This is a genomic window from Mesorhizobium sp. WSM4904 (assembly GCF_029674545.1).
GTDB lineage: Bacteria > Pseudomonadota > Alphaproteobacteria > Rhizobiales > Rhizobiaceae > Mesorhizobium.
Genome location: NZ_CP121354.1, coordinates 3,597,094 through 3,621,637, shown reverse-complemented (window position 1 = coordinate 3,621,637; position 24,544 = coordinate 3,597,094). Strand labels below are relative to the sequence as shown.

Annotated in this window: 21 protein-coding genes and 1 tRNA gene; 3 read left to right on the top strand and 19 right to left on the bottom strand. The window is 64.0% G+C overall.

Features of this window, described 5'->3' with window-relative positions:
* Positions 1 to 19: 19 nt before the first annotated feature.
* Both QAZ47_RS17230 and sucD read left to right on the top strand, forming a co-directional pair.
* Positions 20 to 1,207: a malate--CoA ligase subunit beta gene (locus QAZ47_RS17230; protein WP_278230153.1), complete on the top strand. Its 1,188-nt coding sequence runs from the start codon at positions 20 to 22 to the stop codon at positions 1,205 to 1,207.
* A 13-nt stretch (positions 1,208 to 1,220) separates the two neighbouring features.
* Complete coding sequence (sucD, locus tag QAZ47_RS17225; RefSeq protein ID WP_095814361.1) at positions 1,221 to 2,120, top strand: succinate--CoA ligase subunit alpha; 900 nt, start codon at positions 1,221 to 1,223, stop codon at positions 2,118 to 2,120.
* A 154-nt stretch (positions 2,121 to 2,274) separates the two neighbouring features.
* Here sucD and QAZ47_RS17220 read toward each other — a convergent pair.
* Positions 2,275 to 2,359, bottom strand: a tRNA-Leu gene (locus QAZ47_RS17220).
* Positions 2,360 to 2,689: 330 nt separating this feature from the next.
* On the opposite strand from QAZ47_RS17220, the gene lipB reads away from it, so the two are divergent.
* Entirely contained in the window at positions 2,690 to 3,433 is a 744-nt protein-coding gene (gene lipB, locus QAZ47_RS17215) for a lipoyl(octanoyl) transferase LipB (protein ID WP_278230152.1), read from the top strand.
* Positions 3,434 to 3,439: 6 nt separating this feature from the next.
* Here the strand turns inward: lipB and QAZ47_RS17210 are convergent, their stop codons facing one another.
* From QAZ47_RS17210 to nuoF, 18 genes are all read right to left on the bottom strand, one after another.
* Complete coding sequence (locus QAZ47_RS17210; protein ID WP_278230151.1) at positions 3,440 to 4,690, bottom strand: SRPBCC family protein; 1,251 nt, start codon at positions 4,688 to 4,690, stop codon at positions 3,440 to 3,442.
* Positions 4,691 to 5,343: 653 nt separating this feature from the next.
* A complete protein-coding gene (locus tag QAZ47_RS17205; RefSeq protein ID WP_278072869.1) occupies positions 5,344 to 6,027 on the bottom strand; it encodes an ABC transporter ATP-binding protein in 684 nt (227 codons plus the stop codon).
* A complete protein-coding gene (locus QAZ47_RS17200) occupies positions 6,024 to 7,307 on the bottom strand; it encodes a lipoprotein-releasing ABC transporter permease subunit (protein WP_278230150.1) in 1,284 nt (427 codons plus the stop codon). Before QAZ47_RS17200 ends, QAZ47_RS17205 begins: the two co-directional genes overlap by 4 nt.
* Positions 7,307 to 8,632, bottom strand: coding sequence for a proline--tRNA ligase (gene proS / locus QAZ47_RS17195; RefSeq protein ID WP_278230149.1), 1,326 nt, complete (start codon positions 8,630 to 8,632; stop codon positions 7,307 to 7,309). The genes QAZ47_RS17200 and proS overlap by 1 nt, the downstream gene beginning before the upstream one ends.
* Before the next feature lie 646 nt (positions 8,633 to 9,278).
* On the bottom strand, positions 9,279 to 9,563 hold the full coding sequence (locus QAZ47_RS17190; RefSeq protein ID WP_278230148.1) for a DUF1467 family protein: 285 nt from the start codon (positions 9,561 to 9,563) through the stop codon (positions 9,279 to 9,281).
* Positions 9,560 to 9,964 carry a methylmalonyl-CoA epimerase gene (gene mce / locus QAZ47_RS17185; RefSeq protein ID WP_278201923.1) on the bottom strand — a complete coding sequence of 135 codons (405 nt, stop codon included), beginning with the start codon at positions 9,962 to 9,964 and terminating at the stop codon, positions 9,560 to 9,562. Before mce ends, QAZ47_RS17190 begins: the two co-directional genes overlap by 4 nt.
* 113 nt (positions 9,965 to 10,077) lie before the next feature.
* Positions 10,078 to 11,748 carry a ribonuclease J gene (locus QAZ47_RS17180; protein ID WP_278201922.1) on the bottom strand — a complete coding sequence of 557 codons (1,671 nt, stop codon included), beginning with the start codon at positions 11,746 to 11,748 and terminating at the stop codon, positions 10,078 to 10,080.
* Positions 11,749 to 11,842: 94 nt separating this feature from the next.
* Positions 11,843 to 12,664: a biotin--[acetyl-CoA-carboxylase] ligase gene (locus QAZ47_RS17175; protein WP_278230147.1), complete on the bottom strand. Its 822-nt coding sequence runs from the start codon at positions 12,662 to 12,664 to the stop codon at positions 11,843 to 11,845.
* A 4-nt stretch (positions 12,665 to 12,668) separates the two neighbouring features.
* Complete coding sequence (nuoN, locus tag QAZ47_RS17170; protein ID WP_278230146.1) at positions 12,669 to 14,102, bottom strand: NADH-quinone oxidoreductase subunit NuoN; 1,434 nt, start codon at positions 14,100 to 14,102, stop codon at positions 12,669 to 12,671.
* Positions 14,103 to 14,115: 13 nt separating this feature from the next.
* Positions 14,116 to 15,621, bottom strand: a complete 1,506-nt coding sequence (locus QAZ47_RS17165; RefSeq protein ID WP_278230145.1) for an NADH-quinone oxidoreductase subunit M — start codon at positions 15,619 to 15,621, stop codon at positions 14,116 to 14,118.
* Positions 15,621 to 17,594 (bottom strand): NADH-quinone oxidoreductase subunit L, encoded by a 1,974-nt coding sequence (gene nuoL, locus QAZ47_RS17160; protein WP_278230144.1) that lies wholly within the window; start codon positions 17,592 to 17,594, stop codon positions 15,621 to 15,623. The genes QAZ47_RS17165 and nuoL overlap by 1 nt, the downstream gene beginning before the upstream one ends.
* A gap of 11 nt (positions 17,595 to 17,605) precedes the next feature.
* Positions 17,606 to 17,914 (bottom strand): NADH-quinone oxidoreductase subunit NuoK, encoded by a 309-nt coding sequence (nuoK, locus tag QAZ47_RS17155; RefSeq protein ID WP_066998791.1) that lies wholly within the window; start codon positions 17,912 to 17,914, stop codon positions 17,606 to 17,608.
* Position 17,915: 1 nt separating this feature from the next.
* Positions 17,916 to 18,536, bottom strand: a complete 621-nt coding sequence (locus tag QAZ47_RS17150; RefSeq protein WP_278072859.1) for an NADH-quinone oxidoreductase subunit J — start codon at positions 18,534 to 18,536, stop codon at positions 17,916 to 17,918.
* A gap of 239 nt (positions 18,537 to 18,775) precedes the next feature.
* Positions 18,776 to 19,267, bottom strand: a complete 492-nt coding sequence (gene nuoI, locus QAZ47_RS17145) for an NADH-quinone oxidoreductase subunit NuoI (protein WP_278201916.1) — start codon at positions 19,265 to 19,267, stop codon at positions 18,776 to 18,778.
* Positions 19,267 to 20,310, bottom strand: a complete 1,044-nt coding sequence (nuoH, locus tag QAZ47_RS17140; RefSeq protein WP_278230143.1) for an NADH-quinone oxidoreductase subunit NuoH — start codon at positions 20,308 to 20,310, stop codon at positions 19,267 to 19,269. The genes nuoI and nuoH overlap by 1 nt, the downstream gene beginning before the upstream one ends.
* Before the next feature lie 2 nt (positions 20,311 to 20,312).
* Complete coding sequence (gene nuoG, locus QAZ47_RS17135; protein ID WP_278230142.1) at positions 20,313 to 22,394, bottom strand: NADH-quinone oxidoreductase subunit NuoG; 2,082 nt, start codon at positions 22,392 to 22,394, stop codon at positions 20,313 to 20,315.
* Between the two features lie 78 nt (positions 22,395 to 22,472).
* Complete coding sequence (locus QAZ47_RS17130) at positions 22,473 to 23,153, bottom strand: NADH-ubiquinone dehydrogenase (protein ID WP_278230141.1); 681 nt, start codon at positions 23,151 to 23,153, stop codon at positions 22,473 to 22,475.
* 76 nt (positions 23,154 to 23,229) lie between these two features.
* Positions 23,230 to 24,534 carry an NADH-quinone oxidoreductase subunit NuoF gene (gene nuoF, locus QAZ47_RS17125; protein WP_278201909.1) on the bottom strand — a complete coding sequence of 435 codons (1,305 nt, stop codon included), beginning with the start codon at positions 24,532 to 24,534 and terminating at the stop codon, positions 23,230 to 23,232.
* Between the last annotated feature and the right edge of the window lie 10 nt (positions 24,535 to 24,544).

The window sequence follows — 24,544 nt, the reverse complement described above, 5'->3', positions numbered from 1 at the left end:
GAATTACCGGGAGGACAAGATGGACATTCACGAATACCAGGCCAAGGAACTGCTCGCCCGTCACGGCGTGCATGTGCCTCGCGGCGGGCTTGCCTACAGCCCCGAGCAGGCGACCTACCGGGCGCGCGAGATCGGCGGCTCGAGATGGGTGCTGAAGGCGCAGGTTCATTCCGGCGCGCGCGGCAAGGCCGGCGGCATCAAGCTGTGCTCCAACGACGAGGAGATCTCCAGCGCGGCGGAAGCCATGCTCGGCCGCAAGCTGGTGACCCAGCAGACCGGCCCACGCGGCAAGCTGATCTCGCGCCTCTATCTCGAGGAAGCGGTCGACATCGCGCAGGAACTCTATCTCGGCTTCGTGCTCGACCGAAAGGAGGAGCGCGTCATGATCGTGGCGTCGGCCGCCGGCGGCATGGAGATCGAGGACATTTCCGAAAAGAAGCCGGATTCCATCATCCGCGCCACCGTCGATCCCGGCGTCGGCATGCAGGGGTTCCAGGCGCGCGAGATCGCTTTCGGCCTCGGCCTTGAGAGCAACTTGATCGGCAAGGCCACCGAAACCATCCTCGGCTGCTACCAGGTGTTCCGCGACTATGACGCCTCGATGCTGGAGATCAATCCGCTGGTGGTGACCCGCGACGGCAGCCTCGTCGCGCTCGACGCCAAAATGTCCTTCGACGAGAACGCGCTGTTCCGCCGCCCGGAAATTTCCGAGCTGCGCGACAAGAGCCAGGAAGACCCGCGTGAGACTTTCGCCAGCGACCGCGGCCTCTCCTATGTCGGGCTGGACGGCAATATCGGCTGCATCATCAACGGCGCCGGCCTCGCCATGGCGACGATGGACATGATCAAGATCGCCGGTGGCGAGCCGGCCAACTTCCTCGACATCGGCGGCGGCGCCTCCCCCGAGCGTGTGGCGAAATCCTTCCGCGCCGTGCTCGGCGACAGACAGGTCGAGACCATCCTGGTCAACATCTTTGCCGGCATCAACCGCTGCGACTGGGTGGCCGAGGGCGTCATCAAGGCGATCCGCGAGGTCGGCGTCGATGTGCCGCTGGTGGTGCGGCTCTCCGGCACCAAGGTTGAGGAAGGACGCCGCATCCTGGCCGATTCCGGCGAGAAGGTGATCGTCGCCGACACGCTGGCCGAAGCCGCAGAGAAAGCCGTCGCCGCCTGGCGCGCGGCCGCCAAGAACAAAAAAGCAGCCTGAGGGAGGTCGAGAAATGGCAATCCTGCTCAACCGCAGCACGCGCGTCATCGTGCAAGGGTTCACCGGCAAGATCGGCAGCTTCCACGCCGAGGACATGAAGCGCTACGGCACCAAGCTGGTCGGCGGCGTTACCCCCGGCAAGGGCGGCCAGACGCATCTCGGCCTGCCTGTCTTCAACACCGTCAAGGGCGCGGTGCGCGAGACCCGCGCCGAAGCCAGCATCGTCTTCGTGCCGCCGCCCTTCGCCGCCGATTCGATCATGGAAGCGGCCGACGCCGGCATAAAGCTCTGCGTCTGCATCACCGACGGCATCCCCTCGCAGGACATGATGCAGGTCAAGCGCTACATGCGCCGCTATCGCTTCGAGGACCGCATGCGGCTGGTCGGGCCGAACTGCGCCGGCGTCATCACGCCCGGACAGGCGCTGATGGGCATCATGCCGGGCAGCATCTATCTGCCCGGCCGCGTCGGCATCGTCGGGCGCTCCGGCACTCTGGGCTACGAGGCGGCCTCGCAGATGAAGGCGCTCGGCATCGGCGTGTCGACCAGCGTCGGCATCGGCGGCGATCCGATCAACGGCTCGTCCTTCAAGGACATCCTCCAGCTCTTCGAGCGCGACGAGGACACCGACGCCGTGGTGATGATCGGCGAGATTGGCGGACCGCAGGAAGCCGAAGCCGCGATCTGGGCGCGCGACAATATGAGGAAGCCGCTGATCGCCTACATCGCCGGCCTTTCGGCGCCGAAGGGCCGCCGCATGGGCCATGCCGGCGCGATCATCTCGGCCTTCGGCGAGTCGGCGCAGGAAAAGGTCGAGATCCTGAAGGATGCCGGCGTCGTGATCGTGCCGACTCCGGCCTCGTTCGGCGAGGTCGTGGCCGATACGCTGGCGCGGACGAAGAAGGCGGCCTGACGCTCTGATCGAGCAGGATTGCGAGTGCGGCGGCGAGGTCTGCATGACACGCCGCCGTTACCGTTTCAGCCTCCAAAAGCAGTCGGAAGCCCGCGATATTGATCGCTGGCGCAGGTCCTGCCGGCGGATCAGAAACGGTCTTGTCGGAAGAACTTGGTGCGGTCGAGAAGACTCGAACTTCCACGGGTTGCCCCACAGCGACCTCAACGCTGCGCGTCTACCAATTCCGCCACGACCGCACGTGGTAGGAGCCGGAACCGTCCGGCCCGGGGCCTGTAGCAAATCGTTTCCGGCGAAACAAGTGCGCCGTGCGGAATATTCGCTAATGTATGTCGCCCAAAAGTGCGGTGCGGTTTTGGGAGGACGACATGCATCGGACAAAGCATCTGGCACAATGCCTCACAGCCTTGCCGCGAGCCGGCGGAACTGGACGTTTTTGTCGATTGCCGCCATATGAGGGGCAATTGCACATCGCCCGAAGCCGCTGACGGATTTTTGGGGTGCAAACACATAATCTGAGCCCGCCTGGATCCGGTTCCAACCATGGCGCGCCTCAGAAGAGACGCGCCATGACAGACCGCAGCCAGATCGCCACGTCGTTTCTGCCCCTTCCCGGTTCGGCGCCGGTCGAATGGGTGATCGAGCCCGGCTTGACCCCCTATCCTGATGCGCTCGCCTTCATGGAAGCGCGCGCCGAGGCGATCCGCAGCGGCGCCGCCGGCGAGATGGTCTGGCTGGTCGAGCATCCGCCGCTCTATACGGCCGGAACCAGCGCGCGCATCGAGGACCTGATCGAGCCCGACCGTTTCCCGGTATTCGCCGCGGGCCGAGGCGGCGAATACACCTATCACGGCCCCGGCCAGCGTGTGGCCTATGTGATGTTGGACTTGAAGCGCCGGCGCGAGGATGTCCGCGCCTTCGTGGCGGCGCTCGAAGAATGGATCATCGGCACGCTCGCCGCCTTCAACGTGCGCGGCGAGCGGCGCGAGGACCGGGTCGGCGTCTGGGTGGTGCGGCCGGATCGCCCCGCCCTGCCGGACGGCTCGCCCGCCGAGGACAAGATCGCGGCAATAGGCATCAGGCTCAGGCGCTGGGTGAGTTTTCACGGCATCGCCATCAATGTCGAGCCGGAGCTCGGTCATTTCAGCGGCATCGTGCCTTGCGGCGTCTCGGACCACGGCGTCACCAGCCTTGTCGACCTCGGCCTGCCGGTGACCATGGCCGACCTCGACGTCGCGCTGAAATCCGCCTTCGAGGACGTGTTCGGCCCTGCAGCGGTCCCAGTCGCCGATCTGGACCGAAAGACGGGCTGACCACAACTACATCAGTTGCGCGGAGGCCCAGAGCACGCCATAGCCGTGAATGGCAAAGACCGCGAGCAGCGCGCCGGCCATGGCCAAGCGGTCGAAGGTCCGGATCGGCTTCAGCTCATGACGCGGCTTCACGCCGCTTCCGACGGTGAGCAGGCTCAGCATCGAAAACACCGCGCCGGCAATGAGCAGGAAGCTGGGCGAGAAACCGGCGCGCCAGCCGAGCGCCAGCAGCGCGGACAAGAGCAGGAAGGACGCCAGCGCCAGCGCGAGCGGCCCCGGACAGATCTGGCGCAGCACCTGGCCGCCGTCGAACTTCCACACCGGCACCAGATTGGCGATGTTGAACAGCGAGGCGCAGCCGGCAAGCGTCGCCAGCAGCATTGCCGCAAGGCGATGCCCTTCGCTGCCGGCAAGGCCGCTGGCGGCGATCAGGGGAGGCACCAGGAAGGCGGAGAAGCCCGCGCCCATCAACGCCACGAAGGCGACCTCGAAGCGACTGTCATAGGGCCTGCCGCCCATGGCGATGCCGCCGAGCAGCGGGATGAAGATCATCCGCGCCTGGCGATGCCCGGTGAGGCGGAACGCCGCCATATGGCCAAGCTCGTGCAGGGCGACCACCGAGGTCAGGATGGCGGCCAGCGCCAGCCCGCCGGGATTGAGCCCGAAGAACGGCCACAGGATGAAGGCCGAAAGCAGAGCGAAACCGATCTGGCTCACCGGATGCTCGAACCAGCCGCCCTTGCGATAGGTTCCGGTTCTCGCCCAGACTTGCAGCTTGGCGAGCTCGCGGCGCATGGCGAAGAAGCGGAAGATCAGGAAGGCGAACCCGCGATAGCGATCGGTTTGTGTAAGCGTGACCCGCGTTCCATCCCCTTCTGGGACGAGCTCGGCGGTTTCGCGATAATTGGCCCAGAACGAGGAATCGAGCGCCGTGTCCTCGATGACCCGCATCGAGAAGCGCCTGCCTTCCACCACGTCGTCGAACCGTGCCTTGCGCTCGATCGGCCGGCCATCGCGCCCTTCCCAGGACAGTTTGATCAGTGCCGTCCCCTCGCCGTCCAGCGGTTCGGCGGAGAGGATTTCACCCGACCAGCCGGCATCGCTGCCGAACGGCCAAAGCGCCTGCCAGAGGCGGTTCACGTCAGCCGCCACAAGACGGCTGACGCGAACCGTGCGCCGCCCGAGCGGCGCCGTCATCAAAAGAAAGATCAGTCCGAGATTTCCGGCCACGAGGGTGACCGTGACGATGACCGACACTGCCTTTGGCTCCAGTTTCGGAAACCAGCCTAGCGGCGGCGCGGCCAAGAAAGACTTAACAAGGGGTGGGCTCTTGCCCGTCCCAGGGCGGGCTCTTGCCTGCTCCAAACAGAGGGCGGACCCTTGCCCCCGGGGCAAGCGGCGGCGAGCCGCCCGATCACATGGCGCCAATCCAGATCGCCATGGAAATGAGGAAGGTGCTCATGCAAACCAGCGAGACGACATCCTGAACCAGATCGGCCATAACTCTCTCCTGTTGTTGATATGTTCGTAATTTGTTCTAATTTTGTTCGAATGTCAACGATCAGGGAGCGACGCGCCGGGCGAATCCCGGCGATCCGTTTGGGCACGGTTAAGGAAAGGTTGATGAGGTTGCTACGCGGGCAGAACACGGCCCTTTGCGATTGGCCAACACACCCACCGCTTTGTCATTCTAGGGCGGAGCAAGGAGCGAAGCGACGCGCGCAGACCCTAGAATCCATGCCGTGATATAGAGGCGATACTGCGATGCAGAAAAAGGCTCCCAAGGAGCCAACCTCTGCCCCATTCTGCAGCGTTGCATTCTTCGGCAGAGGTAACGGCATGGATCCTAGGGTCTTCGCTCCGCTTCGCGTCGCTCCGCCCTAGGATGACGACGTCGGGAGACACACACCCTAAAGCGGCACGACCTTCCCCTCGGCCAGCGTCACCCGCCGGTCCATGCGCGAGGCGAGTTCGTGATTGTGCGTGACGATCAACGCCGCCAGCCCCGACTGCCTGACCAGCGCCTCCAGCGCGTCGAAGACATAGGAGGCGGTCGTCGGATCGAGGTTGCCCGTCGGCTCGTCGGCGAGAAGCACCAGCGGCGCATTGGCGACGGCGCGCGCTATTGCCACGCGCTGCTGCTCGCCGCCCGAGAGCTCGGCCGGACGGTGCTGCGCGCGCTTGCCGATCTGCATGTAATCGAGCAGCTGTGCCGCCCGCTCCGACGCCTCCTTGGGAGGAAGTCCCTTGATCAGTTGCGGCATCATGATGTTTTCGAGCGCCGAGAATTCCGGCAGCAGATGATGGAACTGATAGACGAAGCCGATATCGTTGCGGCGGATCGCTGTGCGTTCCTCGTCGGAGAGCCTGCCGCAGGCCCGGCCGCTGAGGATCACGTCGCCGGCGTCCGGACGCTCCAGCAGTCCCGCAGTATGCAGGAGCGTCGACTTGCCGCTGCCCGACGGCGCCACCAGCGCCACCATCTCGCCGCGTCTGAGCGAGAAGTCGGCGCCGTTCAGAATGGTGAGCTTGCGCGGCCCCTGGACATAGTGCCGCTCGACGCCCTTGAGCTCGATAATGGCTTCGGCCATCACTCGTACCTCAGGGCTTCGACCGGATCGAGCCGGGCCGCCCGCCAGGCCGGAAACACGGTCGCGATGAAGGATAGGCCGAGCGCCATGATGACGACATAGGTGGTCTCGCGCGCATCCATTTTCGCCGGCAGCTGGCTGAGGAAATAGAGCTCGGGGTTGAACAGGATCCTACCCGTCATCCAGGAGAAGAACTGGCGGATCGATTCGATGTTGAGGCAGATGACGACGCCGAGCAGCACGCCGGCGATGGTGCCGGTGACGCCGATCGCCGCGCCCGTCATCAGGAAGATGCGCAGGATCGCGCCGCGCGAGGCGCCCATCGTGCGCAGGATGGCGATGTCGTGGCCCTTGTCCTTCACCAGCATGACGAGGCCGGAGATGATGTTGAGCGCCGCCACCAGCACGATCAGCGTCAGGATCATGAACATGACGTTGCGCTCGACCTGCAGCGCCGAGAAGAAGGTCTCGTTGCGCTGGCGCCAGTCGACGAGCTCGATCGGCCGTTGCGCCGCCTGTTCCACCTGCGGCTTCAGCGCATCGACATTGTCGGGATTGTCGACATAGATCTCGACCGTCTGCGCCCGCCCGTCCATGTTGAAATAGAGCTGCGCTTCCGAGAACGGCATATAGACGATCGAGCTGTCATACTCCGACATGCCGACCTCGAAGATCGCCGCCACCTTGTAGCCCTTCATGCGCGGCGTCGTGCCGAGCGGCGTGACGTCGCCTTCCGGCGAGATCAGCGTGATGGTGTCGCCGAGCACCAGCCCCAGATTCTCGGCCATGCGCTTGCCGATCGCCACGCCATCGCCGGTGTCGAAACCGTCGAGCGTGCCCTGCTTGATGTTGCTGGAAACGATCGAGATCTTGCCGAGGTCTTCCGCGCGAATGCCGCGCACCAGCGCGCCGGCGCCGCCGCCGACATTGCCTTGCGCCAGCACCTGCCCGTCGATCAGCGGTATGGCGTATTTGACACCGGCAACACCGTTGATACGGCTCGCCACCTGGGCGTAGTCCTCCAGCGGCGAATCGAGCGGCTGCGCGATCAGATGGCCGTTGACACCGAGAATGCGTGTAAGAAGCTCGGCGCGAAAACCATTCATCACCGCCATGACGACGATCAGCGTCGCCACGCCCAGCATGATGCCGAGGAAGGAGATCGAGGCGATGACCGAGATCACCGTCTCCTTGCGGCGCGAGCGCAGGTAGCGCCATGCCACCATACGCTCGAAGCCTGAAAAGGCGCCTGCCGGCGATCGGGCTGCAGCCGCCTCGCTCATCAGGCGATACCCAGGCGCTTCTTGGCTTCCGCGATCGGCAGCGTTTCGCGCTCGCCGCTCCGGCGGTTCTTGATCTCGACTTCGCCGGCGGCCACGCCGCGCGGGCCGACGATCACCTGCCAGGGAAGGCCGATCAGGTCCGCGGTGGCGAACTTGCCGCCGGGCCGCTGTTCGGTGTCGTCATAGAGCACGTCCTTGCCGGCAGCACTCAGCGCCGAGTAAAGCTCGTCGCAGACGCGATCGCACTCGGCGTCGCCCACCTTCATGTTGATCAGGCCGATATCGAACGGCGCCACCGCTTCCGGCCAGACGATGCCGTTCTCGTCATGGCTGGCCTCGATGATCGCCGCGACCAGTCGCGACGGGCCGATGCCATAGGAGCCGCCCGAGGCGAAATGGTCCTTGCCGTCAGGCCCGGTCACTTTGGCGCCCATCGGCTTCGAATATTTCTCGCCGAAATGGAAGATATGGCCGACCTCGATGCCGCGCGCCGAGAGCCTGTCGCCATCGGGGACGTTCGCCCAGGCGGCTTCGTCATGCATCTCGTCGGTGGCGGCGTAAGGCGTCGTCCATTTCTTCACGATGCCGTCGATCTCGGCATCGTTGGAAAAGTTCGTGTCCGCGCCGGGCACGTCGAGCGATAGATAGGCGCGGTCGCAGAACACTTGGCTCTCGCCAGTCTCGGCCAGGATGATGAACTCGTGGCTGAGGTCGCCGCCGATCGGGCCGGTGTCGGCGCGCATCGGAATGGCCTGCAGTCCCATGCGCGTGAACGTCCTGAGGTAGGACACGAACATGCGGTTGTATGCGGCCCTCGCGCCTTCGAAATCGAGATCGAAGGAGTAGGCATCCTTCATCAGGAACTCTCTGCTGCGCATGACGCCGAAGCGGGGACGCACCTCGTCGCGGAACTTCCACTGGATGTGGTAGAGATTGAGCGGCAGGTCCTTGTAGGACTTGACGTAGGCGCGGAAGATCTCGGTGACCATTTCCTCGTTGGTCGGACCGTAGAGCATGTCGCGGTCCTGGCGATCCTTGATGCGCAGCATCTCCTTGCCGTAGTCGTTGTAACGGCCGCTCTCACGCCAGAGGTCCGCCGACTGGATGGTCGGCATCAGGATCTCCAGCGCGCCCGCCCGGTTCTGCTCCTCGCGGATGATCTGGCAGACCTTGTCAAGCACGCGCTTGCCGAGCGGCAGCCAGGAGAAGCTGCCCTGCCCTTGCTGGCGGATCATGCCGGCGCGCAGCATCAGCCGATGCGAGACGATCTCGGCCTCGCGAGGATTTTCTTTCAGAATGGGCAGGAAATAGCGCGACAAACGCATGGAATGGTCCGTAAGTGAGGATGGCGGCGCCGGAATCGGTGCAACCGAGGCTGCTTGCCCGGGCTTCATAGCCATTTCATGACGGAATGGAAACCCGAGCGCTCCAAAGTGTTGGGCCTTCTGCACCTGACCAAAAAAGGCTGCTTAATGCATGTCGCCCAAAAGTGCGCAGCGGTTTTGGGAGCGCGTCGCCTGAATCTGTCCCGCCGCGACGCGCTTTAGGCCGCAAAATGCCGATTCCTTCAATTTGATCGATTCACAAGCAAGCCCTGCCGCACTATTGTGCAGTGCAGCACGATATTGCCCGTTTGGAGGCAAAATTCTTCGTGACATTTTCACCTGCCTTGGTCTAGTGTGCGCCGATAACCGAGAGGGCGGAGAAAAATCTGCTCTCCTACGCGGTCAAAGTCTTGGGAGGATGCGATCTAGGCGCGGTAACTCGCTGCCGCCGGACACCGGAAACAGATCGGACGCGTTTAAATTGCAAGGCCTCGTGCCTTGCATTTTTTTTGTGCAATCATCTGCTTAGCAGCGCGACCTGCCAAACAGCATTACTCACAGCTAGCCGCCAAAATCGGAAGCCGGCTTCCGATTTCAACCAAAGCGCGTGTCGGCTGATCAATACTTGCGGAAACTGAATAGGACTTTAGCGGCCGGCAGTATGACTAAAGTCCGGCACGATGTGCGGGATATCGTCGAGGCTCAGGCCCAGTCCTCTCGTCAGGCCGTAGAAAATGCCGAGGACGATCGCCGTGACGATCGTCGTTCGGATCGCCGCGCGCAGCATATGAGGCCCGCGCGGCGCGCTCGAAACGGTGCCGAGCGTGACATCATGGTCCTCGTCCTGCGTGCGCAGGCTGAACGGCAGCACCGCAAACAGCACCAGCCACCAGGTGACGAAGAACAACGCGACAAACGAAATCCAGTTCATGCCTGCTCCAGTTCGACCAGCGTGCCGAAGAAGTCCTTGGGATGCAGGAACAGCACCGGCTTGCCATGGGCGCCGGTCTTGGGATTGCCGTCGCCGAGCACACGCGCGCCGCTCGCCTTGAGATGATCGCGCGCGGCGAGGATGTCGTCCACCTCGTAGCAGACGTGATGCATGCCGCCCGAAGGATTCTTCTCCAGGAATGCGGCAATGGGCGAAGCATCGCCCAGCGGCTCGAGCAACTCTATCTTGGTGTTGCCGACATCGACGAACACCACCGTCACGCCATGCTCCGGCAACGCCTGCGGTTCGCTGAGCCTGGCGCCCAGCCTATCGCGATACGCGGCTGCCGCCGCGGTCAGGTCCGGCACGGCAAGCGCGACATGGTTCAGGCGTCCGAGCATAAAGCGCTCCGCTTTAGGGAAGTAAGGGAGTAGGGCAGTAAGGGAGTAGGGAAAAACAAGACTGAAGAAAACTCGTGCTTCCCTACTGCCCTACTCCCCTATTCCCTTATTCGTCACCGCGTGACGAATACCGTCACCAGCGGCTTCTTGCCCCAGGCTTCGTTGGCGGCGCCGCGTACGGCGCGGCGTACCGCTTCCTGCACAAGATCGAGGTCTTTTCGGCGCTGGCGGGGGATGGAGTCCACCGCGCCGATTGCCGCATCGAGCATCAGGTCCTCCAGCGTCTCGCCGCTGGCATCGGCCTCGGCGACGCCGATCGCCACAAGGTCCGGATCGCCCGCGAGCTCGTATTTCTCGTCGAGCACGACATTGACCGCGACGTGGCCGGCATAGGACAGCTTGCGCCGGTCGCGTATGCCCATCGCCTGGTCGGAGCCGATCAAGAGCCCATCCTTGTAGAGGCGGCCGAACGGCACCTGGTCGATGATCGTGGCGGGACCGGGCCAGAGCCTCAGCATATCGCCGTCGCGCACCTGTGCCACCTGGCCGATGCCCGACATCGACATCAACGAGCCCTGCGCGACCAGATGCGCCGCCTCGCCATGCACCGGCACACCGATCTGCGGCCGCACCCATTCATACATCTTGCGCAATTCGCTGCGGCGCGGGTGGCCGGAGACGTGCACCAGCGCATCGCCGTCTTCGACGATCTTCATGCCGAGGTCGATCAGCCGGTTCTTGATCTCGAGGATCCCCTTCTCGTTGCCGGGAATGGTCCGCGAGGAAAACACCACCGTGTCGCCGGCCGTCAGCGCCACCGACTTCATTTCGTCGCGCGACAGCTTTGCCAGCGCCGCCAGCGGCTCGCCCTGGCTGCCTGTGCAGATGATCACCAGGTTCTCGCGCGGGATGTAGCCGTAATCCTCCTCGGCAATGAATTCCGGCAGGCCGTCCATGTAGCCGAGCTCGGTCGCGACATCGATGACGCGCTTCAGCGAGCGGCCGAGCACCAGGCATTGCCGGCCGGTATCGCGCGCCGCCCTGGCGATCGAGATGATGCGCCCGACATTGGAGGAAAAGGTGGTGACCGCGACGCGGCCCTTGGCCTTCTCTATGACGCCCTTGAGGCCCTCGCCGACCGCCACTTCCGACGGCGACTCCCCTTCCCTCAGCGCATTGGTGGAATCGCAAATCAGCGCCAGCACACCCTTGTCGCCATAGGCGCGGAAGCGCGCCTCGTCGGTCTTCGGGCCGATCGTCGGCGCCGGGTCGATCTTCCAGTCGCCGGTGTGGATCACCGTGCCGGCCGGTGTGGTGATCGCCAGCGACATCGGCTCGGGGATCGAGTGCGCCACCGGAATGGCCTCGATCTCGAACGGCCCTATCGTGAACTTCTCGCCAGCCCGGTAGACGGTCGCTGGGATTTTTGGCGCATTCTGCTCGCCCTGCCGCTTGGCCTCGAGAAGGCCGGCGGTGAAGGGCGTCATCCAGACCGGGACCTTGAGCTTCGGCCAGATGTCGAGCAGCGCGCCGTAGTGGTCCTCATGCGCATGCGTGATGACGATGCCGCGCAGGCCGTCGAGATTCTCCTCGATGAAGCGCGTGTCGGGCAGGATGAGATCGACACCCGGATGCGCGGTATCGGGAAAGGTGACGCCGACATCAACGACGATCCACTCACGCGCGTCGGCCGGCCCGTAGCCATAAAGGGCGAAGTTCATGCCGATCTCGCCGACACCGCCAAGCGGCGCAAACACGAGTTCGGCGTTTTCTCTATTCGCCATGCATCTTTCCTTCCTGGCCGCTCAAGCCAAGCCGTTAGCGCAATTCCAGGAAAAGTGTGTCACGATTTTCCGTCCGAAATTGCGCAAAACAAAACTACACCCGCGCCGAGGCGACCGCGCCGAAATGTACGTCGCCGGCCGCGATCGTCAGAACAGATCCGTCATCGTCGCGGATCACGAAACGGCAGTCCTCGTCAATGGTCTCGAAGACGCCGCGCACCACATTGCCGTCAATTCTGACGGCAACCTCGCCGCCGAGCCCGGCGGCGCGCGCCAGCCAGCGCTTCCTGATCGCGGCGAGGCCGCGCCCGTCGTCCCACAATTTGAAATTCTCGCTCCAGGCGTCCGAAAGCGCCAGGAACAGCATCTCGGCGTCGCAATTGGCGCCCAGCGCCTGCAGCGACGTCGCCGGATAAGGCAAATCCTCCGGATACGCCACGACATTGACGCCGATGCCGACGGCTACCGCAAAGCGGCCGCCTTCGAGCATCGCCGATTCCAGCAGGATGCCGGCGAGCTTGGCGCCGGAGGCGAGCACGTCGTTCGGCCATTTCAGCTCGAAGCGGTTGCGCCCTTCGCTGGCACCATCGAGGCCGACGGCGATCCGGCCTCGCGGGACGATGGCATCGAGCGCGTCCGCCAGGGCAAGCCCCGCGACGAAGCCGAGCGTCGCGGCAAGCTTGAGCTCGCCGCCCGGAACCAGGAGCAATGTTGCCGCCAGGTTGCCTTCGGGCGTCGCCCAGGCGCGGCCGCGCCGGCCGCGTCCGCTTTCCTGCTTCTTCGAGACCACCCATAGCTTGCCGGGATCGCCGGCGCGCGCATGCTCCAGCGCCAGCGCGTTGGTCGAGCCGACACTGTCATGGGCCTCGAGCCGGAACCCCTCCGACGCCGCGGTTGGAGCCAGCCGAAATGCCATCCTGTCAGAAGAAGGTCTTGGCGGCGGCTTCGGCATAGCTGCCGATCGGCCCGCCGATCAGCACGTAGAACAGCACGAAGGCGCCGCTGACGCCGAGCACGAGGCGCAATTCGCTGGCCATCGGCACGAAGCCGCCGACAGGCTCATCGAACCACATGATCTTGATGATGCGCAGGTAATAATAGGCACCCACCACAGAGGCCAGCACGCCGATGATCGCCAGCGCGTAGAGATGCGCGTTGATGGCAGCGAGGAACACGTACCACTTCCCCCAGAACCCGGCGAGCGGCGGAATGCCGGCCAGCGAGAACATCAGGATGGTGAGAATGGTGGACATGATCGGGTTGGTCGAGGCAAGGCCGGCGAGATCGCCGATCTGCTCGACATTGCCCTCCTTGCGCCGCATGGCGAGGATGAAGGCGAAGGTGCCGAGTGTCATCACCAGATAGATCAGCATGTAGATGACGACGCCGCGCACGCCGGCCTGGCTGTTGGCGGCAAGGCCGACCAGCGCGTAGCCCATATGGCCGATCGAGGAATAGGCCATCAGCCGCTTGATGTTGGTCTGGCCGATCGCGGCGAAGGCGCCGAGCGCCATCGAGGCGATCGAGATGAAGACGACGATCTGCTGCCAGTCGGCGGCGATCGGCTTGAAGGCGCCCATGGTGACGCGCACGATCAGCGCCATCGCCGCCATCTTCGGCGCGGCGGCGAGGAAAGCGGTGATCGGGGTCGGCGCACCCTCATAGACGTCCGGCGTCCACATGTGGAAGGGCACGGCGGAGATCTTGAAGGCGAGGCCGGCGAGCACGAAGACCAGGCCGAAGACGAGGCCTAGCTGCCGCTCGCCGCCGCCCAGCGCTGTCGCGATCTCGTGGAAGCCGGTGTTGCCGGTATAGCCGTAGACGAGGCTGATGCCGTAGAGCAGCATGCCGGACGACAGCGCGCCGAGGACGAAGTATTTGAGGCCCGCTTCGGTCGAGCGGAGATTGTCGCGATTGATCGCCGCCAGCACATAGATCGCCAGCGACTGCAGCTCGAGGCCGAGATAGAGCCCGATCATGCCGTTGGCCGAGATCATCAGCATCATGCCGAGCGTGCAGAGCACGATCAGCACCGGATATTCGAACTTGTCGAAATGCTCCTGCCTGGCGAAGCGCATCGACATGACGAGCGTCACCGCCGAGCCGATCAGCGCCAGCATTTTCATGAAGCGGCCGAAGGAATCCTGGACGAAGGCGCTGCCATAGGCAGATCCCTCGCCGGAGAAGGCCAGCCACAGGCCGGCGACGACCAGCACCACGACCGCAAGCCCGGTCACCGTCATCGTGTTGTTGGAGCGCGAATAGGCGCCCACCATCAAAAGCGCCAGCGCGCCGATGGCGAGGATCAGCTCCGGCGTCGAGAGCGAAAGGCTGGAGAGAAGGTCCGGCGTCATGGTGTTTCCCCAGTCAGTTCGCCGCCGCGGTCTGCGCGGAATTGATGGATGCGGTGACGTTGGTGACGAGCGCCTTGACCGACTGCGCCGTGGCGTCGAACACCGGCGCCGGATAGACGCCGAAGAAGATGACCAGCACCACCAGCGGGTAGATGATCGCCTTCTCGCGCGGCGACAGGTCGAGCAGGTTCTTCAGGCTTTCCTTGGTCAGCGCGCCGAAGATCACGCGGCGGTAGAGCCAGAGCGCGTAGGCGGCCGACAGGATCACGCCGGTGGCGGCGAAGAAGGCCACCCATGTGTTGACCCGGAACACGCCGAGCATGGTCAGGAACTCGCCGACGAAGCCGCTGGTGCCAGGCAGGCCGACATTGGCCATGGTAAAGATCATGAACACGGTGGCGTATTTCGGCATGTTGTTGACCAGACCGCCATAAGCGTCGATCTCGCGCGTATGCATGCGGTCGTAGATGACGCCGACGCACAGGAACAGCGCGCCCGAGACCAGGCCGTGGCTGAGCATCTGGAACATCGCGCCCTGCACGCCCTCCTGGTTCATCGCGAAGATGCCCATGGTGACAAAGCCCATATGGGCGACCGACGAATAGGCGATCAGCTTCTTCATGTCCTCCTGCATCAGCGCCACCAGCGAGGTGTAGATGATGGCGACGACGGAGAGCGTGAAGATCAGCGGCGCGAACGTCTCCGACGCCAGCGGGAACATCGGCAGCGAGAAGCGCAGGAAGCCGTATCCGCCCATCTTCAAGAGGATGGCGGCGAGGATGACCGAGCCAGCGGTCGGCGCCTCGACATGCGCGTCCGGCAGCCAGGTATGCACCGGCCACATCGGCATCTTCACCGCGAAGGAGGCGAAGAAGGCGAGCCACAGCCAGGTCTGCATGTTGGCCGGGAAATTATGCGTCAAGAGTGTGGTGATGTCGGTCGTGCCGGATTGGAAGAACATCGCCATGATGGCGAGCAGCATCAGCACCGAGCCGGCGAGCGTATAGAGGAAGAACTTGAACGAGGCGTAGACGCGCCGCTTTCCGCCCCACACGCCGATGATGATGAACATCGGGATCAGGCCGCCCTCGAAGAAGACATAGAACAGCACGATGTCGAGCGCGCAGAACACGCCGATCATCAGCGTCTCGAGGATCAGGAAGGCGATCATGTAGGCCTTGACCCGCTTCTCGATCGCCTCCCAGGAGGCGAGGATTGAAAGCGGCATCAGGAAGGTGGTCAGGATGACGAACAGCATCGAGATGCCGTCGACGCCCATATGGTAGGAGATGCCCGAATCCAGCCAGGCGTGCTTCTCGACGAATTGGAAGCCGGCCTGCGAATTGTCGAAGCCCTTCCAGATGAACAGCGAGACCACGAAGGTGAATGCCGTCGTGATGAAGGCGATCGAGCGGATGTTGCGCCGCGCGTTTTCGCTGTCGTCGCTGATCGGCAGAATGAGCAGAACACCAACCAGCGGCAGGAAGGTGACCAGCGAGAGGATTGGCCAGTCGGTCATCAGAGCATCATCCAGGTGACGAGAGCGGCCACGCCGATCAGCATGGCGAAAGCATAGTGGTAGAGATAGCCGGTCTGCAATTTGACGACGCGGTTGGTGACGTCGACGACGCGCGCAGAGATGCCATCGGGACCAAGCCCGTCGATGATGGCGCCGTCACCGGTCTTCCACAGGAACCGGCCGAGGCGCTTCGCCGGCCGCACGAACAGGAAGTCGTAGAGTTCGTCGAAGTACCACTTGTTGAGCAGGAAGCCGTAGAGCAGGCGATGGTTGGCGGCGACGCTTCGCGGCAGTTCCGGCGAACTGATGTAGAACTTCCAGGCGACCGCCAGGCCGATCAGCATGGCGATGAACGGCGCCAGTTCCACCCACAGCGGCAGTTCGTGGATCTCGTGCAGGATCTGGTTCTCAGGCAGAGTGAACAGCGACGCCTTCCAGAATTCGGCATAGCCCTCGCCGATGAAGGCGCCGTGGAAGATGATGCCGGCAAACAGCGCGCCGGCGGCCAGAACATAGAGCGGCACCAGCATCACCGGCGGCGATTCATGGACGTGGTGCATAACCTCGTGGCTGGCGCGCGGCTCGCCGTGGAAGGTCATGAAGATCAGCCGCCAGGAATAGAAGCTGGTGAAGCAGGCGGCGATCACGAGCAGCACGAAGGCGAAGCCCGCGACCGCGTTGTGGCTGGCGAAGGACGTCGCGATGATGGCGTCCTTCGAGAAGAAGCCGGCGGTGCCGATCACCGTCGCGGGGATGCCGACGCCGGTCAGCGCCAGCGTGCCGATCACCATCATCCAGTAGGTCTTCGGGATGAGCGTCCTCAAGCCTCCCATCTTGCGCATGTCCTGCTCGTCGGAGACGGCGTGGATGACCGAGCCCGAGCCGAGGAAGAGCAGCGCCTTGAAGAAAGCGTGCGTGAACAGGTGGAAGATCGCCGCGCCATAGGCGCCGACGCCGAGCGCCACGAACATGTAGCCGAGCTGCGAGCAGGTCGAATAGGCGATGACGCGCTTGATGTCGTTCTGGACCAGACCGACGGTCGCCGCGAAGAAGGCCGTGAAGGCGCCGATGAAGGTGACAACGGTGAGCGCCGAATGCGACAGCTCGAACAGCGGCGAAAGCCTCGCCAGCATGAACACGCCGGCCGTCACCATGGTCGCGGCATGGATCAGCGCCGAGACCGGCGTCGGGCCTTCCATGGCGTCGGGCAGCCAGGTGTGCAGCGGCACCTGCGCCGACTTGCCCATGGCGCCCATGAAGAGCAACAAGCAGACCACCGTCAGCGCCGTGTGCTTGTCGAGCGCATGGCCGAGGAAGGTGAGCACGGCGGCCCCTTCCGGCGCGCCTTCGGCCGGAAGGAAGGAGGCCGCATTGGCAAAGACGGTGCCGAGATTGACCGAGCCGAACAGCACGAAAACGCCGAAGATGCCGAGCGCGAATCCGAAGTCGCCGACACGGTTGACGACGAAAGCCTTGATCGCGGCGGCGTTGGCGGACGGCTTCTTGTACCAGAAGCCGATCAGCAGGTAGGAGGCGAGGCCGACACCTTCCCAGCCGAAGAACATCTGCACCAGGTTGTCGGCCGTCACCAGCATGAGCATCGCGAAGGTGAACAGCGACAGGTAGGCGAAGAAGCGCGGCCGGTCCGGATCGTGGTGCATGTAGCCGATCGAATAGATATGGACCAGCGCCGACACCGTGTTGACGACGACCAGCATCACGACCGTGAGCGTATCGATCCTCAGCGCCCAGGCGGCATCGAGGCCCCCGGCCTGGATCCAGCGCAGCACCGGCACGGTGAACACCTCGCCATGGCCGAAGCCGACGGTGAAGAAGACGATCCACGACAGCACCCCCGAGATCACCAGGAAGCCGGAGGTTATGTATTCGGATGCCTTGGCGCCGAGCGAATTGCCGAACAGGCCGACAATCAGGAAGCCGAGCAGCGGAAGGAAGACGATGGCCTGGTACATGGTGGTTCCCGTCAACCCTTCATCTGGTTCACGTCTTCGACCGCGATCGAGCCGCGGTTGCGGAAGAAGACGACAAGGATGGCAAGTCCGATCGCGGCCTCGGCCGCGGCCACCGTCAGCACGAACAGGGCGAAGACCTGTCCGACGAGGTCATGCAGCGCCGCCGAGAAGGCGACGAAGTTGATGTTGACCGCGAGCAGGATCAGCTCGATCGACATGAGGATGACGATGATGTTGCGGCGGTTCAAGAAGATGCCGAACACGCCGAGCGTGAACAGGATCGCCGAAACCGTCAGATAATGCGCGATGCCGACGACCATCTCAGATACCCTCGCCCGACTTGACCTTGCGGATTTCCATGCCCGTGGCCGGCGTGCGGCCGACCTGGGCGGCGATCGACTGCCGCTTGACGCCTTCCTTGTGGCGCAGCGTCAGGACGATGGCGCCGATCATGGCGACCAGGAGCACGAGGCCGGCGATCTGGAAGTAATAAAGGTAGTCCGTATAGAGGATGTCGCCGAGCGCGGCCGTATTCGAGCGTGCGGCGAGATCCGGCGTCTGCTTCGCGACCGTGGAGGCGAGCTGCGGCGCGAAGCTGTAGCCGCCTAGCACGACGATCAGCTCAGCCGCCAGGATAAGCCCCACCAGCGCGCCGATCGGCGCGTATTGCAGTGCGCCCTGCTTCATCTCGGCGAAGTCGACATCGAGCATCATGACGACGAACAGGAACAGCACCATCACCGCGCCGACATAAACCACGAGCAGGATCAGGGCCAGGAACTCGGCGCCGGTCAGCAGGAACAGCCCGGCGGCATTGAAGAAGGTGAGGATGAGGAACAGCACCGAATGCACGGGGTTGCGCGACGAGATGACCATGAAGGCCGACGCCACGGCAATAAAGGCGAAGAGGTAGAAAAAGACCGCCTCTAATCCACTCAGCATGGGTTCCCCCGGGTTCCTGTCGGATCGGACATTCATCCTCTCCGTTGTCTCTGGCTTCGTCCCGCCTCCGGTGCGAAGCCGCGTGTTCCTAGCGCATGTTCCGATCGGGTTCAAAGACCCCAGTCGAAAGAAACATGCGCCACTCTTTCATTCCGGAGGATGATCTGATCCGAAAAGTCTGCACCTTTTCGGGATCATCCTCTGGACAGGGCCCCTGCGCCCCGTCCATGCGTCAAATGTCAGCGATAGGGCGCGTCCAGCGCGATGTTGCGCGCCAATTCCCGCTCCCAGCGATCGCCGTTCGCGAGCAGCTTTTCCTTGTTGTAGTAAAGCTCCTCGCGCGTCTCGGTCGCGAATTCAAAATTCGGCCCCTCGACGATGGCGTCGACCGGGCAGGCTTCCTGGCAATAACCGCAATAGATGCATTTCACCATGTCGATGTCGTAGCGCACCGTGCGGCGCGTGCCGTCGTTGCGGCGCGGGCCGGCCTCGATGGTGATCGCCTGCGCCGGGCAGATCGCTTCGCAGAGCTTGCAGGCAATGCAGCGTTCCTCGCCGTTAGGATAGCGGCGCAGCGCATGCTCGCCGCGGAAGCGTGGGCTCAGCGGCCCCTTCTCGTGCGGATAGTTGATCGTTTCCTTCGGCGCCACGAACTGGCGCATCGACAGGAAGAAGGCGCTGACGAAATCCTTCAGCAGAAGCGCCTTTGCGGCTTGGGCCAGAGCGGACATCACGCAAACCCCGTGATCTTGAGGAAGGCCGCAGTGGCGACGACCATGAAGAGCGAAATCGGCAGGAAGACCTTCCAGCCCAGTCGCATCAGCTGGTCGTAGCGGTAGCGCGGCACGAACGCCTTCACCATCGAGAACATGAAGAATACCAGGCAGACCTTGAGCACGAACCAGATCAAGCCCGGCACCCAGGTGAAAGGCGCGAAATCGAACGGTGGCAGCCAGCCGCCAAGGAAGAGGATGGTAGCCAACGCGCACATCAGCACGACGGCGACGTACTCGCCCAGGAAGAAGAGCAGGAACGGCGTCGACGAATATTCAACCATATGGCCGGCAACCAGTTCCGATTCCGCCTCGACGAGATCGAAAGGCGGACGGTTCGTCTCCGCCAGCGCCGAGATGAAGAACACGATGAACATCGGGAACAGCGACAGCCAGTGCCAGTCGAGGAACGTGTTGGGCAGGCCGAGCCTGGTGCCGAGGCCGTCTTGCTGCGAGAGCACGATGTCGGAGAGGTTGAGCGAACCGACGGTAAGCAGCACCGTAACGATGACGAAGCCGATCGAGACTTCGTAGGACACCATCTGCGCGGCCGAGCGCAGCGCGCCGAGGAACGGATATTTCGAATTGGACGCCCAGCCGCCCATGATCACGCCATAGACCTCGAGCGAGGAGATGGCGAAGACATAGAGGACGCCAACATTGATGTTGGCGATCGCCCAGCCCTGACTGACCGGAATGACGGCCCAGGCCGAGATTGCGAGCACCGCCGAGACCAGCGGCGCCAGCAGGAAAACGCCCTTGTTGGCACCGGACGGGATCACCGGCTCCTTGAACACGAACTTCAACAGGTCGGCGAAGGCCTGCAGCGTGCCCCAGGGGCCGACGACGTTCGGGCCGCGGCGCAGCTGCACGGCTGCCCAGATCTTGCGGTCGGCGTAAAGTACATAGGCCACGAAGATCAAAAGAACGACGATCAGCACCACCGACTTCAACAGGATCAGCAGCGCAGGCAGCACGTAGAAAGAGAAGAAGGTATCCATGCTTATTCCGCCGCCTGCTTGAAGCCGCTCTTGGCCAGCGCCGAACATTCAGCCATCACGGCCGAGGCCCGCGCGATCGGGTTGGTCAGATAGAAATCCTTCACCGGCGAGGTGAAAGTGCCCTTGTTCAGGCGTCCGCCGAGCTTCGCCGCCCTGGCGATGTCTTCGGCGCTGCCGGCCAGAACCTGATCGACGCGGGCGAGATGCGGATGTTCGCCGTAGAGCTTGGCACGCAGCTGCGCCAGCGAATCGAACGGCAGTTTCTTGCCGAGCACATCCGACAGCGCCCTGAGAATCGCCCAGTCCTCGCGCGCTTCGCCCGGGGCGAAGCCGGCGCGGTTGGTCTGCTGCACGCGGCCTTCCGTGTTGACGTAGGTGCCGGACTTTTCGGTGTAGGCGGCAGCCGGCAGGATGACGTTGGCGCGGTGCGCGCCGGCATCGCCATGCGTGCCGATATAGACGACGAAGGCGCCGCCGGTCTTGGCCATGTCGATCTCGTCGGCGCCAAGCAGGAACAGGAGATCCGTTTCGCCCAGCATGCCGGCGACATTCTTGCCGCCCTCGCCCGGCACGAAGCCGACGTCGAGCCCGCCGACTCGGGCCGCAGCGTTGTGCAGCACCGCAAAGCCGTTCCAATCGGCCGTGACGGCATTGACGGCCGTCGCCAGCCTTGCCGCCTGGCCGAGCACCGCCGCGCCGTCCGAGCGCGCCAAGGCGCCCTGGCCGATGATGATCAGCGGATGAGTTGCATTCTTCAGCACCTCGAAGAACTTGCCGTTGCCGTCGGCCAGGTCCTTCAAGGACTCCGGCCCGGCGCCGATGAGCTCGTAGTCATAGCGCGTGTCGCCGATCTCGCCGATGACGCCGACCGGCAGGTTGCCGACGCGCCAGCGCTTGCGGATACGGGCGTTGAGCACCGAGGCCTCGAAGCGCGGATTGGCGCCGACGATCAGCACCGCATCGGCCTGCTCGATGCCTTCGATGGTCGGATTGAAGATGTAGCTGGCGCGGCCGAGCGACGGATCGAGCGCAGCGCCGTCCTGGCGGCAGTCGATGTTCTTGGAGCTGAGCGCCGCCATCAGAAGCTTGAGCGCATAGATCTCCTCGACCGCGGCGAGGTCGCCGGCAATGGCGCCGATGCGCTCGGGTGCGGTCTTCGACACCTCGTCCTTGATCGCCGCGAAAGCTTCCGCCCAGCTTGCCGGGGCGAGCTTGCCATCCTTACGCACATAGGGGCGATCGAGGCGCTGCGTGCGCAGGCCGTCCCAGATGAAACGGGTCTTGTCGGAGATCCACTCCTCGTTCACCGCCTCGTTGACGCGCGGCAGGATGCGCATCACTTCACGGCCTCTGGAATCGACGCGGATCGCCGAGCCGACGGCATCCATGACGTCGATCGATTCCGTCTTGGTCAGTTCCCACGGCCGCGCCTGGAAGGCGAACGGCTTGGAGGTCAGTGCGCCGACCGGGCAGAGGTCGATGACGTTGCCCTGCAATTCCGACGTCATCGCCTGTTCGAGATAGGTGGTGATCTCGGCATCCTCGCCGCGGCCAATCAGGCCGAGCTCGGAAATGCCGGCGACCTCGGTGGTGAAGCGGACGCAGCGCGTGCAATGGATGCAGCGGTTCATCACCGTCTTGACCAGCGGGCCGATATACTTGTCTTCCACCGCGCGCTTGTTCTCGTGATAGCGCGAGGAATCGACGCCGAAAGCCATCGCCTGGTCCTGCAGGTCGCACTCGCCGCCCTGGTCGCAGATCGGGCAATCCAGCGGATGGTTGATCAGCAGGAACTCCATCACGCCTTCGCGGGCCTTCTTGACCATCGGCGTGTTGGTGAAGATCTCCGGCGGCTCGCCATTCGGACCGGGGCGCAGGTCGCGCACGCCCATGGCGCAGGAGGCCTGCGGCTTGGGCGGGCCGCCCTTCACCTCGATCAGGCACATGCGGCAATTGCCGGCGATCGACAGCCGCTCGTGGAAGCAGAAGCGCGGCACTTCCGCGCCGGCGTCCTCGGCCGCCTGCAGCAGCGTGTAGTGGTCGGGTACCGTGATCTCTTTCCCGTCGACCTTGAGCTTTGCCATTCGCCTCAAACCCTCGCGGATTTTCCCGCAATCTCTCTTTCCGGGCGCAGCTGATGCCGCGCCCGGCATTTCATCTCGCTACTTGGCGGCCAGCGCCGCCGCCTGACCGGTCCAGTCGTCGCGGCCGATGCGGCCCGCAAGCGACAGGTAATCCTCGACCCAGGCGATCTCTTCCGACGTCCAGGCAGCGATCTGGCCATAAGTCCAGATGCCAAGACCGTTCAGCACCTTCTCGAGCTTCGGCCCGATGCCCGAAATCGCCTTCAGGTCGGAAGGCTTCCCCGGCTTGTCGATCGCCTTGGGCTGCCTGAAATCCTCCGGCATCAGCCCGGTCGCGGCCGTTCCGGCAACCGTGTCGGCACCTGCCGTGTCGAGCGCCTTCTCGGTGGCGTTGGCCGCGATGTCGGTCATGTCTCTGGCAAAGGTCTGCGCCTCGGCGATCAGCGTCTCGGTCGCCTTGCGCGCCTTGGACGAATTGTTGGCGGCTTCGGTCCGTGCCTCGAGATCATCGAGGAACGGCTGGAACATGCGCTGCGAGGCTTCGACCGCGCCGGAGAGCGCACCCATCCATACGCCGAGGGCCTGGTTGGCAAATCCGATGCCCAGCGCCGACATCGCGGCCGCGCCCGCGACGGGATGCGCCATGAGATTGACGGCGCTGGCCATCTCCCTCGGCATCATCTTTGTCAGGTCCTGGTTCATCTTCTCGAGTTGGTCCCAATAAGGCATCAGCGGGTAGGCTATCGAATACGGCGCCATAGACATCTCCTGGTCGTTTCTTCGTACGCCCCGCCCCTGCTTTTCCGTCCCGGGCAATTGCCCGTCTTCACAAATACTATTCCGCCGCCGCCATCACCGGCTCGACCCGGTGCGCGTTGCGCGAAAACTCGTCGATGCGGCGTTCCACCTCGCCGCGGAAGTGCCGCATCAGGCCCTGGATCGGCCAGGCCGCCGCGTCGCCCAGCGCGCAAATCGTGTGGCCCTCGACCTGCTTGGTGACGTCGAGCAGCATGTCGATCTCGCGCTTCTGCGCTTCGCCGCGCACCAGCCGCTCCATCACCCGCCACATCCAGCCGGTGCCTTCGCGGCACGGCGTGCACTGGCCGCAGCTCTCATGCTTGTAGAAGTAGGAAAGCCTGGCGATCGCCTTCACGATATCGGTCGACTTGTCCATGACGATGACGGCCGCCGTGCCGAGGCCGGATTTGAGATCGCGCAGCGCGTCGAAATCCATCGGCGCGTCCATGATCTGCTCGGCCGGCACCAACGGCACCGAGGCGCCGCCGGGTATGACCGCCAGCAGATTGTCCCAGCCGCCGCGAATGCCGCCGCAATGCGTCTCGATCAGCTCGCGGAACGGGATCGACATCGCCTCTTCGACGGTGCACGGGTTGTTGACGTGGCCGGAGACGCAAAACAGCTTGGTGCCGGCATTGTTCGGCCGGCCGAAGGACGAGAACCAAGCGGCTCCCCGGCGCAGGATGGTCGGCGCAACGGCGATCGATTCGACGTTGTTGACCGTGGTCGGGCAGCCATAGAGGCCGACATTGGCCGGGAATGGCGGCTTCAGCCGCGGCTGGCCCTTCTTGCCTTCCAGGCTTTCGAGCAGCGCCGTCTCCTCGCCGCAGATATAGGCGCCGGCGCCATGGTGCATGTAGACGTCGAAGTCGTAGCCGGACGTGTTGTTCTTGCCGATGAGCTTCGCCGCATAGGCCTCGTCGATGGCCCGCTGCAGCGCCTCGCGCTCGCGAATGAACTCGCCGCGCACATAGATATAAGCGGCGACCGCACCCATGGCGAAGCCGGCGACCAGCGCGCCCTCGACCAGCGTATGCGGATCGTTGCGCAGGATGTCGCGGTCCTTGCAGGTGCCCGGCTCGGATTCGTCGGCGTTGATGACCAGATAGGCCGGCCTGCCGTCGCTTTGCTTGGGCATGAACGACCATTTCAGGCCGGTCGGGAAACCGGCGCCGCCGCGGCCACGCAGGCCGCTCGCCTTCATCTCGTTGATGATCCAGTCGCGCCCCTTGGCGATGAGGCCGGGCGTGTCGTCCCAGATGCCGCGCGCCTGCGCTCCGGCCAGCGACTTGTCGAAGAGGCCGTAGATGTTGGTGAAGATGCGGTCTTTGTCCTGGAGCATTTCTCGTCCC

Coding starts and splice junctions, on each gene's coding strand:
- QAZ47_RS17230 (WP_278230153.1), top strand. CDS start 20: ATGGACATTCACGAATACCAGGCCAAGGAACTGCTCGCCCGTCACGGC.
- sucD (WP_095814361.1), top strand. CDS start 1,221: ATGGCAATCCTGCTCAACCGCAGCACGCGCGTCATCGTGCAAGGGTTC.
- lipB (WP_278230152.1), top strand. CDS start 2,690: ATGACAGACCGCAGCCAGATCGCCACGTCGTTTCTGCCCCTTCCCGGT.
- QAZ47_RS17200 (WP_278230150.1), bottom strand. CDS start 7,307: ATGAGCGAGGCGGCTGCAGCCCGATCGCCGGCAGGCGCCTTTTCAGGC.
- proS (WP_278230149.1), bottom strand. CDS start 8,632: ATGCGTTTGTCGCGCTATTTCCTGCCCATTCTGAAAGAAAATCCTCGC.
- QAZ47_RS17190 (WP_278230148.1), bottom strand. CDS start 9,563: ATGAACTGGATTTCGTTTGTCGCGTTGTTCTTCGTCACCTGGTGGCTG.
- mce (WP_278201923.1), bottom strand. CDS start 9,964: ATGCTCGGACGCCTGAACCATGTCGCGCTTGCCGTGCCGGACCTGACC.
- QAZ47_RS17180 (WP_278201922.1), bottom strand. CDS start 11,748: ATGGCGAATAGAGAAAACGCCGAACTCGTGTTTGCGCCGCTTGGCGGT.
- QAZ47_RS17175 (WP_278230147.1), bottom strand. CDS start 12,664: ATGGCATTTCGGCTGGCTCCAACCGCGGCGTCGGAGGGGTTCCGGCTC.
- nuoN (WP_278230146.1), bottom strand. CDS start 14,102: ATGACGCCGGACCTTCTCTCCAGCCTTTCGCTCTCGACGCCGGAGCTG.
- QAZ47_RS17165 (WP_278230145.1), bottom strand. CDS start 15,621: ATGACCGACTGGCCAATCCTCTCGCTGGTCACCTTCCTGCCGCTGGTT.
- nuoL (WP_278230144.1), bottom strand. CDS start 17,594: ATGTACCAGGCCATCGTCTTCCTTCCGCTGCTCGGCTTCCTGATTGTC.
- nuoK (WP_066998791.1), bottom strand. CDS start 17,914: ATGGTCGTCGGCATCGCGCATTATCTGACGGTTTCGGCGATCCTGTTC.
- QAZ47_RS17150 (WP_278072859.1), bottom strand. CDS start 18,536: ATGCTGAGTGGATTAGAGGCGGTCTTTTTCTACCTCTTCGCCTTTATT.
- nuoI (WP_278201916.1), bottom strand. CDS start 19,267: ATGTCCGCTCTGGCCCAAGCCGCAAAGGCGCTTCTGCTGAAGGATTTC.
- nuoH (WP_278230143.1), bottom strand. CDS start 20,310: ATGGATACCTTCTTCTCTTTCTACGTGCTGCCTGCGCTGCTGATCCTG.
- nuoG (WP_278230142.1), bottom strand. CDS start 22,394: ATGGCAAAGCTCAAGGTCGACGGGAAAGAGATCACGGTACCCGACCAC.
- QAZ47_RS17130 (WP_278230141.1), bottom strand. CDS start 23,153: ATGGCGCCGTATTCGATAGCCTACCCGCTGATGCCTTATTGGGACCAA.
- nuoF (WP_278201909.1), bottom strand. CDS start 24,534: ATGCTCCAGGACAAAGACCGCATCTTCACCAACATCTACGGCCTCTTC.